This window comes from Moorena sp. SIO3A2, from assembly GCF_010672265.1.
GTDB classification, from domain to species: Bacteria; Cyanobacteriota; Cyanobacteriia; order Cyanobacteriales; family Coleofasciculaceae; genus Moorena; species Moorena producens.
In genome coordinates this window covers 694,648-713,582 of sequence record NZ_JAAHHC010000001.1, presented here as the reverse complement: position 1 = coordinate 713,582, position 18,935 = coordinate 694,648, and the positions used below count along the sequence as shown (strand labels likewise).

The 18,935-nt window shown below is 43.0% G+C and carries 14 protein-coding genes; 7 read left to right on the top strand and 7 right to left on the bottom strand.

The genetic code is table 11. From position 1 onward, the window contains the following. Nucleotides 1-17: 17 nt before the first annotated feature. From F6K64_RS03100 to F6K64_RS03090, 3 genes are read left to right on the top strand one after another with little or no spacing between them, the layout of a single operon-like run. Entirely contained in the window at nt 18-4,157 is a 4,140-nt protein-coding gene (locus F6K64_RS03100; protein WP_008190726.1) for a non-ribosomal peptide synthetase, read from the top strand. Between the two features lie 54 nt (nt 4,158-4,211). Continuing rightward, on the top strand, nt 4,212-5,069 hold the full coding sequence (locus F6K64_RS03095; protein ID WP_008190724.1) for a sulfotransferase family protein: 858 nt from the start codon (nt 4,212-4,214) through the stop codon (nt 5,067-5,069). Between the two features lie 46 nt (nt 5,070-5,115). Continuing rightward, nucleotides 5,116-6,477, top strand: a complete 1,362-nt coding sequence (locus F6K64_RS03090; protein ID WP_008190722.1) for an oligosaccharide flippase family protein — start codon at nt 5,116-5,118, stop codon at nt 6,475-6,477. Between the two features lie 141 nt (nt 6,478-6,618). Here the strand turns inward: F6K64_RS03090 and F6K64_RS03085 are convergent, their stop codons facing one another. From F6K64_RS03085 to F6K64_RS03075, 3 genes are all read right to left on the bottom strand, one after another. Next, nucleotides 6,619-7,062, bottom strand: a complete 444-nt coding sequence (locus F6K64_RS03085; RefSeq protein WP_008190720.1) for a salt stress protein, Slr1339 family — start codon at nt 7,060-7,062, stop codon at nt 6,619-6,621. 119 nt (nt 7,063-7,181) lie between these two features. Continuing rightward, nucleotides 7,182-7,787, bottom strand: a complete 606-nt coding sequence (locus F6K64_RS03080; protein WP_008190718.1) for a vWA domain-containing protein — start codon at nt 7,785-7,787, stop codon at nt 7,182-7,184. A gap of 140 nt (nt 7,788-7,927) precedes the next feature. After that, nucleotides 7,928-8,422: an NAD(P)H-quinone oxidoreductase subunit N gene (locus tag F6K64_RS03075; RefSeq protein ID WP_008190716.1), complete on the bottom strand. Its 495-nt coding sequence runs from the start codon at nt 8,420-8,422 to the stop codon at nt 7,928-7,930. 373 nt (nt 8,423-8,795) lie between these two features. On the opposite strand from F6K64_RS03075, the gene F6K64_RS03070 reads away from it, so the two are divergent. Further along, complete coding sequence (locus F6K64_RS03070; protein ID WP_008190711.1) at nt 8,796-10,166, top strand: hypothetical protein; 1,371 nt, start codon at nt 8,796-8,798, stop codon at nt 10,164-10,166. A gap of 186 nt (nt 10,167-10,352) precedes the next feature. Here F6K64_RS03070 and F6K64_RS03065 read toward each other — a convergent pair whose 3' ends face one another. Continuing rightward, nucleotides 10,353-11,450 (bottom strand): endonuclease/exonuclease/phosphatase family protein, encoded by a 1,098-nt coding sequence (locus F6K64_RS03065; protein WP_008190710.1) that lies wholly within the window; start codon nt 11,448-11,450, stop codon nt 10,353-10,355. A 181-nt stretch (nt 11,451-11,631) separates the two neighbouring features. Between F6K64_RS03065 and F6K64_RS03060 the strand changes: the two genes are divergently transcribed. Further along, nucleotides 11,632-11,793, top strand: a complete 162-nt coding sequence (locus tag F6K64_RS03060) for a hypothetical protein (RefSeq protein ID WP_154659976.1) — start codon at nt 11,632-11,634, stop codon at nt 11,791-11,793. Here the strand turns inward: F6K64_RS03060 and F6K64_RS03055 are convergent. The 3 genes from F6K64_RS03055 to iscB all read right to left on the bottom strand — a co-directional run bounded on the left by F6K64_RS03055 (nt 11,765) and on the right by iscB (nt 15,099). Continuing rightward, the gene (locus F6K64_RS03055) at nt 11,765-12,916 is read right to left on the bottom strand and encodes a SpoIID/LytB domain-containing protein (RefSeq protein WP_008190706.1); all 1,152 of its coding nucleotides are present in this window, start codon (nt 12,914-12,916) and stop codon (nt 11,765-11,767) included. The genes F6K64_RS03060 and F6K64_RS03055 overlap by 29 nt on opposite strands. A gap of 85 nt (nt 12,917-13,001) precedes the next feature. Next, entirely contained in the window at nt 13,002-13,757 is a 756-nt protein-coding gene (locus tag F6K64_RS03050) for a 5'-methylthioadenosine/S-adenosylhomocysteine nucleosidase family protein (protein ID WP_008190705.1), read from the bottom strand. 70 nt (nt 13,758-13,827) lie between these two features. Continuing rightward, a complete protein-coding gene (gene iscB, locus F6K64_RS03045) occupies nt 13,828-15,099 on the bottom strand; it encodes an RNA-guided endonuclease IscB (protein ID WP_008190703.1) in 1,272 nt (423 codons plus the stop codon). Nucleotides 15,100-15,808: 709 nt separating this feature from the next. Between iscB and proX the strand changes: the two genes are divergently transcribed. Beyond that, nucleotides 15,809-17,791 (top strand): glycine betaine/L-proline ABC transporter substrate-binding protein ProX, encoded by a 1,983-nt coding sequence (gene proX / locus F6K64_RS03040; RefSeq protein WP_229414765.1) that lies wholly within the window; start codon nt 15,809-15,811, stop codon nt 17,789-17,791. Nucleotides 17,792-18,094: 303 nt separating this feature from the next. After that, nucleotides 18,095-18,820 carry a class I SAM-dependent methyltransferase gene (locus F6K64_RS03035; protein ID WP_008190699.1) on the top strand — a complete coding sequence of 242 codons (726 nt, stop codon included), beginning with the start codon at nt 18,095-18,097 and terminating at the stop codon, nt 18,818-18,820. Nucleotides 18,821-18,935 lie beyond the last annotated feature (115 nt).

Below are 18,935 nucleotides of genomic sequence, written 5' to 3'. Positions count from 1 at the left end.
ATTAATCAAAAAAACTGATGAGTGACTTACTAAAACGGCTGGAAAATCTCCCATTAGATAAGCGCGAGCTGGTGTTGCAAAAACTGAGGCAGAAACAAAAAAAATCAGTTATAGAAAAGGGAAAACAGAACCCCTCAATTAAACCCGTCTCAAGGGAACAACCTATTTCCCTATCTTTTGCTCAAACTCGATTATGGTTTCTCGATCGACTGGAAGAACAAAGTTCTCATTACAATGTTCCTTTATATTTAGAATTGAAAGGAGATCTTAATCCTGATGCTTTGACGAAAGCCATTACAGAGATTATACAACGCCATGAAGTTCTACGAACCAATTTTCGTATCATTGATGACCAACCTGTGCAGATCATAACGCAAAATGCACATATAAACTTGCCGATTATTGATCTAGACTATCAACCATTTTCAGAACAGATAAAAAAAGTAAAACAGTTAGCTAAAGAAGAATTACAAGAGTCTTTTAACCTCGAACACGATAGTTTATTAAGAGGTAAAATTATACGGTTGAATCACCAATATCATATCTTATTATTGGTGATGCACCACATTGTTGGTGATGCCTGGTCGATGGGTATTTTTACTCGTGAATTATCCACATTGTACGAAAGTTATTGTACAGGAACACTTCCCTCTTTACCCAAATTAGCGATTCAGTACGCCGATTTTGCTCACTGGCAACGTCAATGGCTCCAGGGAACCAACCTAGATCAACAACTGAATTATTGGCAGGACAAATTAGCAGGAATACCTCCAGTTTTAGAAATCCCTACCGATAAAACTCGTCCAGCTGTCCAGCATTTTCGAGGAAGCTCTGAATCTTTTGAAATTGATCGAGATTTAACTGAGAAGCTAAAAACCTTAAGCCAATCGTCAGGAACAACCTTATTTATGACCCTTTTGGCAGCTTTTTCAGTGTTACTATCACGGTATAGTAATCAAGAGGATTTAGCGATTGGTTCTCCCATTGCCAATCGTAATCATCATGAATTAGAAGCGCTTATTGGCTTTTTTGTTAACACTATTGTCTTCCGAATTAACCTAGAAAAAAAACCTACTTTTAAAGAGCTTTTGAGCAGGGTTAGACAAACGGCTTTAGAGGCTTATTCTCATCAAGATTTACCCTTCGAGAAGTTAGTGGAGGAATTGCAGTTAGACCGTTCTTTGAGTCATAATCCCTTATTTCAAGTGATGTTTACCTTAAACAATGCACCAATGGAAGAGTTAACCCTTAAGGGATTGACCATTCGTCCTTGGCCATGGGAAGATGTTACTACTCAATTCGATCTGACCCTATTGATGAAAGAAACCCAGCAGGGTTTAAAAGGAGAATGGGATTATAATAGCGACTTGTTTGAACCAGAGACCATTCAACGGATGGCAAGACATTTTAGCGTGTTACTCAATGGGATTGTAGAGAATCCTGAACAGGGTATTCATAGCTTTTCGTTGATGAGTCCAGAAGAAATTCAACAACTAAAAACTTGGAATTCCACAGACTGTGATTATCCCCCACAAACACTCGCTGATTTATTTGAGCAACAGGTCCTTAAAACCCCTAACGGAATTGCAGTAAGTTTTGGCAGCGATCGCTTAAGTTATCAACAACTGAATCAAAAAGCCAATCAACTAGCCCATTATCTACGCCAAAACCAAGCTATTGGGCCTAATACTTTGGTCGGAATCTGCCTGGAACGGTCTTTGGACATGATTATTGGTGTGTTAGGGGTAATCAAAGCAGGTGGGGCTTATGTTCCCATTGACCCCAATTATCCCCAAGAGCGAATTCGCTTGATCATCGAAGATGCAGCTACTCCAGTCTTATTAACTCAAACTACACTAACCAAGCATTTACCCCTGACTGAGTTGAAGCATTCCTGTCAAGTTCTTTGTCTGGATACCTTATCTTTTACCGAAGCCTGGATTGAGCCTGGAAGTGCTCACTGTGGGATGGAAAACCCCACTTTAGCAAGGACACCCCATGACTTGGCCTATGTCATTTATACGTCTGGTTCCACGGGGAAACCCAAAGGGGTTGCCATGCCTCAAGGGGCTTTGATTAACTTAATCAATTGGCAACGTAGTGTACCGGGTTTAGATCAACCTGCCAAGACTTTACAGTTTACAACCCTAAGCTTTGATGTTTCATTCCAAGAAATTTTTAGTACATTCTCGACCGGTGGTGAATTGGTGTTGATTGGGGATGAAACCCGCCGAGATGTTTCTGCATTACTGGATTATTTATCAGTACACCAGATCGATCGCCTCTATCTGCCCTTTGTGGCTTTACAACATTTGGCAGACTATGGCACCCAAGGGCTACCCTTGTCCTTAAAGCACGTCATTACTGCTGGAGAACAACTGCGCATTACCCCATCAATTCGGGCTTTCTTTAAGGCTTTACCCGATTGTCGGTTACACAATCACTATGGACCGAGCGAAAGTCATGTAGTGACAGCTTTGAGTTTACCGAAATCAGTGGAGGCGTGGGAAGATTTACCAAGTATTGGTCAACCCATTGCCAACAACCGCATTTATATCCTCGATTGTCACAATCAACCTGTGGCTGTGGGCATACCAGGGGAACTGTGTATTGCTGGGGTGGGGTTAGCCCAAGGCTATTTGAATCGACCTGACTTAACAAAAGAGCGATTCATCACCATCGACCTCTGGGATAAAACGGAGCAAGTTTACAAAACGGGGGACTTGGCCAGATGGCGACCTGATGGGAATTTGGAGTATCTCGGACGCATAGATCATCAAGTGAAGCTACGAGGCTTTCGCATTGAGTTGGGTGAGATTGAATCTGTTTTAGGTCAACATCCCCAAGTGCAAGAAGGGGTGGTGGTTGTACGGGAAGATAGCCCAGGGAATCCCCAATTGGTTGCCTATGTCACCCATCCCCAAGGCACAACCGTGACCCCCTCAAAAATACGGCAATTCCTGAAAGAAAAACTGCCGGATTACATGGTTCCCAGTGTTTTTGTGACCTTGGACTCTTTACCCGTGAGTGCCAACGGGAAGCTAGACCGTCGTGCTTTACCTGTACCAAGCCTAAGTCTTGAGGATAACGGGGGGAAAATCCCGCCTCGTACTGCTTTAGAGTTAGAGTTGGTGCAACTTTGGGAATCCCTGTTTAATGTGGCTCCTATTGGACTTCAAGATAACTTTTTTGACCTTGGGGGGCATTCACTCCTATCGGTTAGTTTGATCAGTCGTATTCAGCAACAGTTTGGTCAAAAACTACCGGTATCGGTCCTCTTTGAGGAAGGGACAGTGGAACATCTAGCCGCGCTTTTGAGTAAGGAAGGGAATTCGTCCCAGTGGTCAAGATCCACGGTAGTCCCTTTACAGCCCAAAGGAGTCCAGCCTCCCTTTTTCTGCGTTCATCCAGGGGCTGGAACTGTGGTTTGGTATCGAGAATTAGCCCGCTATCTTGCCCCAGAGTTCCCCTTTTATGCTCTAGAGTCCTTGGGATTGGATGGGGATCAAAAACCCTACGATCGAGTTGAAGACATGGCCGCCCATTACATACAAGGGATGCAGACCGTTCAGCCCCAAGGACCTTATCAGATTGGAGGGTGGTGTTTTGGTGCAGTAGTTGCCTTTGAGATGGCACAACAACTGCAAAGTCAGGGACATGAAGTGTCTAAACTCATCCTGATTGATATGAACATTGCTGACCCCATCGATCGAGAAGAGGCTCACACCATGGATGATGATGTTATCTTCTTGGTTCGCTTATTTAAAAGACATCTCCCTGATTTACCAGAGACCCTGAAAACCTTGGACAATCTGAGTCAGGAGGAGGAACTGTGCCATTTAATTGAACAGGTAAAAACAGCCCAAAAAATTCCCCCTGATTTTGGTGTAGCACAGGTTAAACGGTTACTGGAAGTGTTCAGAGGGCATCTTAAAGGTTTAATGTCTTACACCCCTAAGCCTTACAATGGCACAGGGATTCTTTTCCAGGCAACCGAAGGAGAAGCAGCCAACGCCCAAGATGCTAGTCTAGGCTGGGCAGACTTAGTAACTGGAGGCACCGAACTCCACTGGGTTCCTGGGAATCATACCACTATGTTTCAAGAGCCTAATGTTGAAGTGCTTGCCCAAACACTACGAACGACATTATTAAATTGAAGCACCCCATTGCAATACAGGTGGGGATTGCAAGAGAAATTGTGATTTAAACCGATGAGTATTTCTGTAGATAACAATATTTCTCAGACCGGACATTCTGAATCTTTCGATGGTTTACAATTCCCCACTGAGATCCATTTTATTTCTGGGCTGCCGAGATCTGGCTCAACCTTACTCTCAGCTATTCTTCGACAAAATCCTCGGTTTCATGCCACCATGAGTACCCCAGTGTTTGGTCTGATTCAACGGTTATTAGAAGGCATGAGTCGAAATGAACTGGCCAGTTTCATTTCACAACAACAAAAAAAAGACTTGTTACTGGGAGTCTTTGCTGCTTATTATCAACCTCAAATTCAGCAAGGGCAACTGGTTATTGATACCAGCCGTATGTGGTGCGCCCAGTTACCCCTAATCGATCAACTTTTCCCCCAAGCTAAAGTCATTTGTTGCGTCCGTAATGTGGCTTGGATTATGGATAGCTTAGAACGTTTAGTGCGAAGCAATCCTTGGGTTATTTCAGGATTATTTGCAGACTTTAGTGAATCTGCTACTGTCTACGACCGTACCCAAAAACTAGGGCAAAATCAGTATATGGTTGGTATGGCTTATAACGCTCTCAAAGAAGCCTACTATGGCGAATATTCAGATAAGTTGTTGTTGGTAGAATATGATTTACTAACGAACCAACCAACAGAAACCCTTCATAAAATTTATAATTTTTTAGGAGAAGCACCCTTTGAGCATAATTTTAAACATGTTGAATATGACGAACCAGAATTTGATTCCAAGTTAGGATTACCAGGTCTCCATAAAGTGCGTAAAAAAGTTGAGTTTGTGCCTCGTAATACAGTTTTACCCCCTGATTTATTTGAGAAATACGATAAACTTTCTTTTTGGCTAAAATCTAGTTAGAATAGTTCGTAGTTACGTCCCTACGGTAGACTACGCAAAGGATTTTATGGTCATAGTTGCGCTCAAACCCTTTGTTAACTTAATGTCCAAAACGTTTTCTGATTCTAAAGGTCTACAATTACAATCCCTAGGCCAAAGCACAGTTATTGCAATTGTGATCAGAGTGACAGGATTTATCCTAACTTATCTGTTACAAATCTGCCTAGCTCGTTGGATGGGAGAGACTCAATATGGAATTTACGCTTATGTTTTTTCTCTAACTTTTTTACTCAGTATATTGGCGTGTTTGGGCTTGCCTCATACTGTTTTGCGGTTTGTTTCTGAGTATAATGTTACTCAGTCTTGGGGTTTACTGCGAGGAATTATTAGATTCAGTTGGGTGATAAATTTGCTGTTAGGAATTGCCATTGCTTTGGTGGGGACAGGATTAATTTTTGGACTTAACTCCTATCACCGTTTTATCTACGCTAACCCATTAACAATCGGGATTTGGCTCGTTCCTCTGTTTGCTTTGACTTTGCTACAAAGGGAAACAGCTACAGCTTTAGGAGACATTAACCTCGCCTATACCCCATATTATATTTTTGTCCCTGTGTTGATTTTAGTCAGTGGTTTTGTTGTTTTCGAGGAATTTGGTGACCTGTCTGGTGTTCGCATTATTGATATTAATCTACTGGTCATCCTCGTTGTTGTACTAGGTCAACTGTGGCTAATTGGGGAGAGATTAAACCAGAGTGTAGAGCAAGCCGAACCAATTTATGCCTACAGAGATTGGCTGAAGGTCGGTGTTGTACTGTGGTTAATGAATGGCTTTGGCATTATCCTACAGCAAACTGATGTGATTATGGTCGGTTCCCTATTGGGGCCTCAACAGGCGGGAGTTTATGAGGTAGCAACTAAGACATCCCTTTGGGTAGGCTTTGTGCTACAAACGGTCACTATGGTCGTCGCCCCTGAATTTGCTCGATTATATAAACAGAACGATCGCCTTGGATTAAAACAGGCTATTTCCACCGCCAGTGTTTGGATTTTCTGGCCTTCCCTCCTTATCGCTGTTTTCCTCATCCTATTTGCCCCAGCAATCTTGAGTCTTTTTGGACCAGAGTTTGCCAGTGGAAATGGGACGCTCTTGATTCTGGTTATGGGGCAGTTAGTTAATTCTCTGTGTGGCTCAGCTGCTTTCCTGATGATCATGACGGGACATCAAAATCAAGCCCTGATTGTATATGGGACAGCTGCGGGTTTAAATGTTGTTTTGAATGGAATTGGTATTCTTTTATTTGGTATGATTGGGGCAGCACTATCTACTGCAATAACGTTTGCCTTGTGGAATATTTGGTTAAGTGTTCTTGTGGTGAGGTACTTAGAACTCAGTCCTATATTCTTCATTCCGCACCCTGACCTGTGAAAACCATGGAGAATTAAGCATTACTGGCCACATTCCGCACTTCAAAATGTAACAGAACTAATAACATCGATTAAGATAATCATTATAATTAAAAAAATTTGCTCTTAGGCACCTGCAGATGATACTTGAGGAGTCTTGCACTCAAGACTGAGTTTCTTTTAAGGCTTGCAAATAATCAATTGCTGCCTCCAGTTTGGAGGGATAGGAATCAGAAAATTCTTCAAACCATAAGCCTTCAGCTGAGTTTGGACTTAAGTTTTTTAGCCACTCAGTCGCTTGCTGAGTCAGGGCTTCTCGTTCTTTTTGTTTTTGCTGCTGAACTCGTTTTTGTTCAGCTTCTAGTTCCTGCTGTTGTTTGAGAGCCTCTTCTTGGTCTTTGTTCTCAAACTCTGTTCTCATCTCAGCCAGCTCCCGATCCTGAGCAGTAGATACCCAATCAGGTATTTTCGCTGGTGATTCACTGGTTGGTGGATCAGTTAGTGGCAAATCAACTAGTTGTTCCTGAAAAAGAGGTTTTTCTTGCGGTTGAACACCAGCATCTTTTTGTTGATACTCAGCTTTGAGTTGGGCTAACAAGTCATCCATTGATTCCACGACTTTGGTCTCCTATTACCTTGTTAACTGTTGAGGGATATTTTTGAAACAGTTAACTTAAAGCACCTCGAACCCTGACGGGAGAAATCCCACTAACCTATGCTAATCCTTTAGTCAATAATAGCATTGATCAAAACTTCAGTGAGAGTCATATCCTCCATCTGATCAATAGTTACGGTATCTACGATATCGAACTTAGCCCCAGCATTTTGCAGCTCATCATCTAATATTTTTAAGAATTTAGTTGCCTGGAGATCATTCCCGATTTGGATGAAGGAAATTCCTAGTTCTTCATCGACATCAATACGCCGTGATGCTTCTATGATCACCTTCATCACAGCTTTCCGTTCATCAGGCTCCCCATCAGTGACGACTAAGATAGTTTCTCCATTTTCTTTGGTTTGGCCACTAGCCTTACGTTTAAAATAGTCGTTGGTGGCATCGAGTAAAACACCAGCTAAATCCGTGCGTCCCGATGGTTCATTTTCCTGGAATATCTGTAGGACTTTATCTGCGGTTACATTGTCGTAGCGTTTAAAGCGACCAGCAAATACATAAACCGTGATGCCATCTGGATCTAATTCTTCACATTTACTGGCTAAAGCAAGGGTAGACTCCTGCATCATTTGCCAACGGCTTTTGCCAGCCAGTTGATCCCTAATCGACATGCTGCCACTTTTATCGATGATTAAGGTGTAGTCACGTTGTTCGAGCATTGCTAGTCTTACCCACTATCATCCTACACCTCTAGGGTATCAAACTTATCATTTTTGACTACTCACGGGGTTGGGTATCGAGAAATATCAGCATTCAGCTATCAGCTGATAGCTGATAGCTGACATCATTGATACTGATACTAGAAATTGGCTACAGAAATTAGTCCGGGCATTGTCTCTTTGAGGGGTTGCCAACGGAAAGCACGATCCCCTCCCATCTCTAGGATTACTTTTACTCGTGGTTCTTGCTGGGGCAATGTCGTTAAATACTCAACTTCTTGACTAGATAGAATAATTCCTTCAATAATCCACAGCACCAACCCTTTAGAGTTGGGAGATAGGGCTGACAGTTGGTAGTTTACCAAGGGCGGCAGGTAGTAAACATCACCGACTGCAGCTGATTTACCCATATTTTTCTTGCCCAGATGAGGAGGGCGAACACCGTGAATTCCAGTGAGATAAGCAGCTGGATCCCCTAGTCCTTTGGCAGTAATGGAAACGGTGGTATAGCCAGCAGCCCGCAAACGCCGCTGATAACGACCTTCAAACCCACCTTCTAATGGTGCATAAACTGCTAATGCACCAGACTTTTCTAGTGCCCGGATGAATGACTTGCCGGTGGTGATCAGTGCCATTGCTACCTCTGCTTCTCCCTTAAGTTTTGTTAACTCCTGTCAGCCTCCTATTATAAGGGACTGTTGGCAAATTACCTCCAAGGTGATGGCAAGAGGGCAAGGTATTGGAAGTGGGGCAACAGCAGCACAAATCTGACCGCTTTTCAAGAATCAATAAGGATTTCAGTATAAAAAAACCTGCTCAAAATTGCCAAATTCAAAAAAAACTATACTAGAGATAGTAGGGAAATTTACATAGATCTAGCAGATGGCATTGATAGTATCCCATGGATACATAGTATGTTTTCCGGTCCGGTGATGTCCGACCTGTCCGACGGTTCTGTTTGATAAAGCTATTATCTTTGATCGCAACTAAGTATTAGAAAACATAATTATGGCTCCCTTACCCAGCATCATGAAAGCTGTTGAGCAGCTAGACTACCGCGTCACTGTTGGGGATGTTGCTGCCCAAGTGGGTTTAAACATCCATCAAGCCGAGCAAGGTTTACTTGTCTTGGCCTCGGAAGTAGGTGGACATTTACAAGTAGCAGAGTCAGGGGATATTGCTTATCTGTTTCCCAAAAACTTTCGCGCTATTCTCCGCAACAAGTTCTTAAAGCTACGGTTGCAAGCATGGTGGGAAAAGGTTTGGGGTGTTCTGTTTTACCTGATTCGGATTTCTTTCGGGATTTTCCTAGTGCTTTCGATTGTGTTGATGATTGTTGCGATCGCATTTATTGTTCTGAGCCTCAAAGCTGGCAGTGACAATGATTCTGGCGGAGGAGGCGGAGGAGGAAATAGACGTTCTGGTGGTGGCGGCGGAATCCTGTTTTTGCCTCGTTTCTGGATTGGACCGGATCTGTATAGGTGGTTCAACCCATCTTACTCCCACAGTAATTATCGCTCGAGACGGCGAAATTCCCGTTATAACCAGGATGACGACTATGAGATGAATTTTTTAGAAGCTGTCTTCTCCTTTCTGTTTGGTGATGGCAATCCCAATAGTGATTTAGAAGAACGTCGCTGGCAAACCATTGGTGCTGTGATTCGCAATTCCGGGGGGGCTGTGGCAGCTGAACAGATTGCTCCCTATCTTGATGACCTTGGAGAAAGCTACCAGCGGGAGTCTGAAGACTATATGTTACCGGTACTAATCCGATTCGACGGACGCCCAGAAGTTAGCCCGTCAGGGGATATTGTCTATCACTTCCCTAAATTGCAGACAACTGCTGCCAAACAGAATCAACAACCGGTGCCAGCTTATCTTCGTGCCAAGATATGGGAGTTTTCTCAGGCAAGGAGTGAGCAGATTATGCTGGCAATTGGGTTAGGGAGTGTAAACTTTGTTCTAGCATTAGTCCTCGGTTCCCTGTTGCAGGGGGGTGAGATTGCTGCACAGCTAGGGGGATTTGTACTATTTGTGGAGCTAATTTACCCTCTGTTATTGGCTTATGGCGTAGGATTCTTGGCCATACCGTTGCTTCGATATTTCTGGGTTCAGTGGAAAAAGGAGCAGATTAGAACTCAGAATCGAGAACGGCAGGAAAATGCGATCGCACTTAATCAGGCGGATGTTGCTTTACAGAACAAGATTGCCTATGCGGAACAGTTTGCCGCTCAAAATGTGATTCGGGAAGAAGATTTGGTTTATAGCAGTGAGAAGGATTTATTGGATCAGGATATCGAAAGGAAAGATCAAATTGATGGGGAGTGGGAACAGCGTTTAGAGTTAGGAGCTACTCAGAATCTTGATATAAATCACTAATTACTAAGCAGACAGCCGTCAGCCGTCAGCTGTCAGTGGTCAGCTGTCAGTGGTCAGCTTTGTGGCACAGGCTTTGGCCTTGGCCTTTTGGCCTTTTGGCCACGCTACGCGAACGGCCACGCTGTGCGAACGAGGCGGTGACGTAACTCAGATTTGATTCAAAATCTGACTTCTAACTTCTAACTTCTAACTTCTAACTTCTAACTTCTGACTTCTAACTTCTGACTTCTGACTTCTGACTTCTGACTTCTGACTTGCCCGTAGCGCTATATCAGTAATTACCGGGAGATGATCGGAACCAAGATCAGGGCCAGTTCTCATCTTGATCACCTTAACATCTCGACTGACTAAACAGTGGTCTACAGGAATAGCTAACCAAGGGTTGGCTGGTGAAAATTTTGATAAAGTTGGTAGAATCCCAAACCCAGCACGAGCGTCACGCAATCCCGAACTTTCAATTAGACTTTTATAGTAGGGTGACCACATCGTAACGTTTAAATCACCAATTAGCACCACTGGTTTTTCAATTTGTCTGATATAATTCCCAATCTCCTCTTCTAAATCTTGATTGCGCCACTGCCAACCTTGCTTTTCCAAATCCCCTTGCTTACCAAAATCCCCTTGGTTTCCAAAATCCTCTTGCTTTCCAAAATAAAATTGTGGATAGGAGTGAGTAACAATGACTGAAGCGTCTGCCCCAGCAATGCTTAAATCTAATTTGACCAGACCACGAGATTTTCCGTATTCCAGAATTTCTGATTCTTGTAATGGTAAACGACTGTATACTTCAATCTGAAGTTCTGGAATACTGATATTATAGGGTAAAACCTCTCTTAAAGCTTCTAATTGTTTAGGCCAAGGGTCTTTAGCTTCTAAAAAAGCAGCAATAGTCGGCTTTTCTTCTTTCACCAGAGCAATAGCATCACCATACTGGGTATTGGAAAACGAGACATTGAACAGAAACAGACCCATGGGTTCACCGGAAGCGCCAAAGCTTAGTTTAGGTATATACCAAGGAATGATTTCTGTCAAGTTAATCAATAAGCAAAATAACGTGACTATCAACCAACGTTTGCGGCGAGTTAGGGCAAAATAACTTAATGGTAACGCCCCTAATCCCAGATATTGATGTTTAAAATTAGTAGTGAATTCTAAGTAGATGTTATCTCTAAAAAAATAGCTAGTTATGGAGAGTAAGGTAACAACAATAGTTAAGATTATGAATAGTGATAAAATCCAGTTGTTTAATACCTTAACTAATGGATTATAATTTGAGGTAGTCATAAAGTAGATAGCCGTTTTAAATAGGGTGAGTTACGAAAGTTGTGGATTGTAGGGAACAGGGAACTCAGAGGATATCTCCCAAGTTTTTTGATACTGAATTTTGCCCCCCTGACCCCCCAACTTTGGGGGAAGAGTCAATTTGCTTCTAAAAGTCCCCCAGAATTGGGGGACCAACGGGGGCTTGGATGTAGCAAATGAGACTTCTCAGACAACCTCTCAGAAGTTTCGTGATCTGAAGTTATCTACTCCCTACTCCCTACTCCCTACTCCCTATTCCCTATTCCCAGATCCGCTGTTCCCTTTGCTATTTGATATCAATCCATCTGGGATAGTTGAGCACTAGAATAATAGTGACTCAAAATTTGTAGGTAATTCAATCCCCGACGGGATAAGTTGTAGGCTCCCCACTGACTTAACCCCAATCCGTGACCATAACCACGACCGTTGAATTGGAAACCATTTTCGGTTTTAGACACCGTAAACAGCCTACTTTTCAGACCTAGGATTTTGCGTAATTCCTTGCCCTTAATAGTCTTTGTATTCCTACTGCCTTCTACTTTAAGAGTGATCACCCTGCCTCGGGGTGTCCTCTCCACTGGGGTCATGGCGATAATATTACCAACACCAGGAATCTTCTGGCTCAGTTGACTAGCAGAAAAAGTTTTTGTCCACTGGTAGACTGGTGTGCCCTGATCGTAATCAGGTACACCCTGTAGGTAAGGAATGGGTTCACTCCACCAAATATCTTCTACATTTTCTGTATGTCCTCCAGAGGCAGCATGGAAAACAGCCAGAATCACTTTATTACCATACGTCATTATCTGTCCCGCTGTGGCATTAACCGCTTGATGGGTGGTTACTGTTTCGCTATTTAGACCTTTGTAAACTTGCCAACGCTGGGTATCCCCTACATCATAGATATCACTCTTGGATTTGCTCCGCTGATGGAGCACATAGGAACGAGCCGCTACTGCTTGGGCTTTCAAGGCTTCTATCGGCCAACTGGGACTCATTTCTGCACCAATCACACTATAGAGATAGTGTTCTAAATCAACATGGTTGACTGCTGTTAACTTATTGTCAGAACTAACCAGTCGAGTGCGTCCCCGGTACCAGCGATCGCCTATCCAAACATAACCATTGTCTTTCGGTTCAATCCAGAGGGATTTCCCTTGCCACTGACCTAACTTAATTCCACTACCGTTAGTTTCCGCAGTCATACCCGCCATGGCGTTTAAGTTTCCCACGGCTTGACCTGTCCCATCTCGGACAATGGCTGTGGTGGAACTCCCCAAGGTTACCTGTTTCACACCTTGCTCAACCGCTACCCGCAGTTCTAGCGCTGCCTGAACTGGTGCGATTAGAACCATCCAGACTAAAAAAGAGAGCCACCAATGACGCCCTCCTAGAACAATGATTGACTTGAGCATAGATACAATAAAGATGGGAAAGCCTTTTGATGCCATATTCACTAATTACTGATTACTTATACGAAGACGAATCTTATTTTCCTGATTAACAGCGATTCAATCTTACTCCCAGTTGTTCCAATCAGGCTTCTGTTGTTGAGGCTTGACGGTTAGAGAAAAGTCTAATACTTAATTCCTCTAAGACTTTCAACCCTCGTAGGGAACCTCGAATTAGTCTGGTAGCAGCTATTGGTTGCTTTACCATACCGATAGCAAAGGGCAAGGGTTTCAGTGACCCATCAGCACTAATAGCTGGGGTGAGGTCTGGGATATTGTAATAGCTATCATCACTAATTACTCTTACCATTGCTACAGCAAATCCTTTGGCATTAAGTACCGATAGGGTAGCAAATCCTTCCATATCAACTACATCAGCTTGGTAGCTCTGACCGAGTTGACGCTTTTCTAAACTAGACCAAATTATGCGATCGCTACTCAATCCTCTGACTAAATTAGCCTTGTTGCCCAGTTGCTGCTGAACTAAGTTAGTCAGTTGGCTACAGCACTGTTGCACCAGTGCTTGAGGTCTATCTTGGTTTCGCTGGATAGCAACACAATCGTTATACACAACAATATCACCAACGGAATAGTTAGGAGATAAGCTGCCACACAATCCCATTAGCAGTACTTGAGGTTGGGAGTGTTGGGGCAAATTTGTTGTAGTTTGTAACCATGTTTCTAGATACTGAGTTACAGGCTCTGCCCCTATCGGAATAGATAGAATCCGAGGTAATGGACGACCAGTAATCTGCTTGATTCCTCGACAAATTGCTTGGTATTCTGCTCCTTGGGGAACAAGAATGATCGTGACCGGAATAGTTAGTTGGGAAAGGTTCATCTATCCGCCTTTCTGGAGACTCCCGCTATAATCTTTGACCCACGCGGTGAGAGGAAAGGGAGGACAGGGTCTAGTTTGTATAAGCATAACCATCCTTCCTGTGAATAAATTGGCAATATTTGTGACTAATTCCTTGTACCAGCCCTAATTTAGTTGAGATGTTGAAAGATCCTGATTTTCGAGTGGCTACTCGCCCAACGTAAGTACCGACCTTCTTTCCTTTAGTTACCACGGCGCGGACAATATCTCCTGTCTGAAAACCTTTGTGAAACTTGATTCTGGAGCAATGACGAATAGGAAAGCCATACTTGTTGGTTCTACAGAGCTGACGAGTACCGTGTCCCTTGGCAGTTATTATCAAAGGATGGGTTACTTCAACAATCAATGTTTCAACTTTTCCAACATTGGCCGCATCCAACCAATGAGTTTTGGGAAGATTTTGGCGGCACCTATTGAATTTTGTTAATCCGCCGCTACCCACTTCAACAGGCAATCCTATTGATTTCAATTCGTGGTACAACTTCCAGCGAGTTGAATTGACAGAAGCCGCATCAACCAGGGGGCGTTTAGCTTGACTCAGTATGCGTTTCAAGATACTAGGCTTCAAAGACAAGAAAAGCTCAATGTCTTGGTTAGATTTAGCCTGGTTACATGGATGACACGCAATGGTCAAATTAGAAGCCCGATCGGAACCACCTTTAGATAATGGTTTAATGTGTTCAATTTCTAGCTGAATACCTGTTGCTCCACAATAAGCACATTTGCGATTCCATTTTTCAAGTAAATATTCCCGAAGTTCGTAACCGTAAAGTGTACCCTGCTGATACTCAATCCCAGAGATTTCAGGATTTTGCAGTTTTTGAGTGTCAAATCTGACTAACTCTTGAGATATGCCTGCAACAGGACATAGTCGAGTCAGTTTTTTAACCCAAGTTAAAATATTTTGAACTCTAGACATCAGACTAGGGGGTAGCCAACCTTCTGGTCTGGTTCTATTAAGAAATCTGGGCTTGCGGTATCGAGTTTTTCGATTCCGTCTACTGCTCCTTAATTGCCTACGAAAGTTCAACGCATCTCGTATTTGAAAGCCCCTATGGGTAAGTTCGGCTCCCCAGATTACTCGTTCCCCATGGACAATAGCTAGACCGCTTGTTTTTGCGCCAGGGTCTATTTTTAATTGATGCTCGTGAGTGATTGGTTCCTTTATTTCCTCCCTCAAAACTATGGTGAATGGGTAACGACGATAGACCTTTGCTTTACCCGTTGAAAGCAAAATTCTTGCTCTTGCAGGTTTACAGGGGTCTAAAGGTTGTAGGTTCTTATTGAGTACAAATACACGCATAATTGTGCATTCTCCTATTGCTAGGGTAAGGTTAGCTTCGTCAATGTTATTTCTCGGTACTTTCCCAATTACACTGGCCTAACTCAACTACGCCTGTTTAATAATTGGGTTCTAGAGCTGGGGACTAGCTACGCATCCCCAGGTAGGAATTTAAACGCTTGAAAATAACGTAGTTCTCTAAGAACTCAGACTGGTCAACTAAGAGCTTTCACAAGCTCCCGCTATACTCGTGGGTGAGTTAGCGGTGAGTTATTGACGGAACATTGCTAGTGTTTGATGACGTGATTTTATTATAACATAAAAATAAATTTATATTATAACATATTTTTATAATTTTTGTTACAAATTTTCTAGGCAGCAGGGAGTAGGGAGTGTGGAAAGTTTGGGGATAACTTCTAGATTTGAGCCGAATTAGTGATCGTAAACCAGTAGAAAATTATGACATTTATAACATTTATCACTTTTTTTAGGGTGCTATAGAGCTATCAGCTAAAGCGCTACGCGCACGCTACGCGAACAGCTGACGGCTGACAGCTGACGGCTGACAAGATAACTAATAAAGGAAAAGAAAACGCTGACTAGTCAATCAATTTGCTCATCAATCTGATGCCAGCGGAGTTGATATTACCCATTACCAACCCCTGACAAAATAAATGCTCCCCGGTATGATAATATTAAAAAAAATACTGGTATTGTTGTGTTGAAATCCTTGACTCTATCTGTTTTCCTGACCGCCAAGAGCCAAGGAGGTCTAGATATTGTACTGAACCCCTTTGAGCTTTATACCTTACCCCTCCAGCAGTGGATTACTGCTGCAGTGAATTTCCTGGTTGACAATTTTCGTCCTTTCTTTCAAGGGATTAGTCTCCCCATTAGCATCACCCTGGAGAGTATAGAATGGCTGTTGCTATCGATTCCTCCATTAATTTTACTGATTCTGATTGCCTTGATAGCATGGCAACTGGCTGGTGGAAGAATTGCCATTTATAGTGTTGCTGCTTTGAGCTTGATTGGCTTTTTGGGAGCCTGGACCCAAGCCATGGTATCTCTTTCCCTAGTGGTGACCGCTGTAGTGTTTTGCATGGTGATAGGCATCACCTTCGGTATTGCCTGTGCCAGTAGCGATCGCATTGAGAAAGTGCTGCGACCCCTGCTTGATGCCATGCAAACCCTACCGTCCTTCGTCTATCTTGTCCCAGTAGTGATGTTGTTTGGGATTGGTGCAGTGCCTGGAGTAATGGCAACCTGTGTCTTTGCCATACCCCCCCTGATTCGGTTGACTAACCTAGGGATTCGGCAAGTGTCTACAGAAGTTGTCGAAGCTGCGATCGCATTTGGCTCAACCCCGACACAAATGTTATTTGAAGTCCAAATTCCCCTAGCCATGCCAACTATTTTAGCTGGAGTCAACCAAGCCATCCTCTTAGCGTTATCCATGTCAGTGGTAACCTCCATGATTGGTGTAGGAGGACTTGGACAGATGGTATTGCAAGGACTAGGTCGGGTGAATGTGGGACTAGCTGCTGTCGGAGGATTAAGCATCGTTCTAATCGCAGTAATGCTGGATCGGATCACTCAGATAGTCAGTCAAGGCAACAACCAAATCCCTTGGTTGAAACGAGGACCAATTGGTTTGGTGCGCTCTTCCACAGGTCAACAACTGGCTTGGGCTACTGTTGGAGCAACCATTTTACTGGCACTCCTGGGTTTTATGACTTGGCAACAACCCTCCCAAGCCCAAGTAAGCACAGACTCTACTTTAGCCATGCCTGGTAAAGGCGTCAGCGTACAATCGGTCTATAGCAGCTTGCAAGAAGAACAATTCCAAACCGAAATTGTCAACATCGGTCTGGAAAAACTTGGTTACACCATCAAACAGCCAAAACAAATTGAATACGTCACCGCTTACCTGGCTTTGGGCAACGGCGACCTAGATTACACTGCTGTCAATTGGGACATCGGTCATAGACCCTTTGTTGAAAAAAGTGGTGGTGAACAGAAGTTAGAACGACTCGGAGTAATCACCTCTGATCTCTGGCAAGGTTATCAGATTGATAAAAAAACTGCTGATAAATACAACATCACTAACCTAGAGCAACTCAAAGACCCAAAAATTGCTAAACTCTTTGACTCAGATGGTGATGGTAAAGCAAATTTGATTGGCTGTAATTCCGGTTGGTTTTGTGAAATTATGATTGAGCATCATCTTAAAGCTTACGGACTTGAAGACACGGTTGAGCAAGACCAAGGAACCTACTCAGCCTTAATTGTAGATGCCATTACTCGCTACAACCAAGGACAACCAATCCTATACTACACCTGGACTCCCATGTGGATGGCAGCAGTGTTAAAACCAGATCAAGATGTAGTTTGGCTAGAAGTTCCCTTCACTGATCTACCAGAATCGCAAAAAGACTTGACCGCAAAAGATACCTCAGTAAATGGTAAAAATCTGGGATTTGCCATCGATCGGATCCGAATCGTAGCTAATAAGAAATTTGTATCTGCTAACCCAGCCGCCAAGCGCTTGTTTGAACTGATTCATATTCCCGTTCAGGATATCAATACCCAAAATGAATTACTCAACCAGGGTGAAGATAGCTCAAAAGATATCCGTCACCATGCCGAAGAATGGATTAACAACCATCAAGACCTGTTTGATAGCTGGGTCGAAGACGCTAGAAATGCTTAGAGCGATTAATATCAATCTAGTAAAGATCGGTCTTGTGGCAAGCTCGAACTAGCCATCGGGACTATCAAGAAAGTAAGGCGAGTCCGCAAGACCTGGCACAGCAATGAGCCGTTGTGTCGGGTTTTTTGTAGATTATTGCGAGACAATAACCATTTTACTGTAAAATAAAACCCGTAATTTTGGCTAAGTGCTGACTCCAAATAGAAGTCGGAACTTTTTTCCATGCTTATCCGTAGAGACTAACCCTCAACGAGATAACGTACAAAATTTTCGGTTGTTCATTCATTCCATTTCTAGAAAAAAATGGTCAATCAATATACAGAAATTACCAAATATTACGATTTGTGGGTGACATCTGGTTACTACGATTTTCAGAGCCTAGCTAAAGAAGCCCACTCGATAGTGGGTGATGGTCGTCAAGTTCTAGAGTTGGGTGTAGGAACAGGACTACTAGCTCAAAAGTACATCGAACTCGATCCAACCTGCGAGTTTACGGGAATTGACTTTACCGCATCCATGCTTGAAATTGCCAAACAACGTTTGGGAAATCAGGTTAAATTGATTGAAGCTGATGCCGTAACAATGGACTTAAACGCCAAATTCGATGTAGGGATCTCCAATGGAGGAGTTTGGGGAATTCTTGATCAGGGAGATCAAGCTCAATGGCAATTTGGGGGTCACGTTCCCGGTCTTGAAGCCAATCGTCAAGGGTTAGCAAATGTAGCTCGCCACTTAAAAGAAGGGGGATTATTATTGCTACACCTGCAAAAACCCCATGATGACTTTGACAAATACCTAGGTGAAGGGATTGTTTATTCCCAGTGTATTACAGAAGGGGAAGATACACCAAAATATTATACCTTTGAAAAAAGGTATTTATTTAAAAAAGATGGAGAAATTGTAGCTCAAGAACAAATCACAATTACCGTTTTTAAACCGGAAACTACTCGTCAACTCTTAACAGAAGCGGGATTTGATTTTCAAGGCACGAACAATGGCGATCGCTTTGCAATTTACAAAAAGCGGTAATCTTCAATGACGGTTTATAAAATTAAAATTAAGCATCTCAGCCCTCTGGGTTTTTCTTGGCTATTACTCATCAGGATGACAGAATTACGTTAACAGTGATTCAGTCCTATTTACC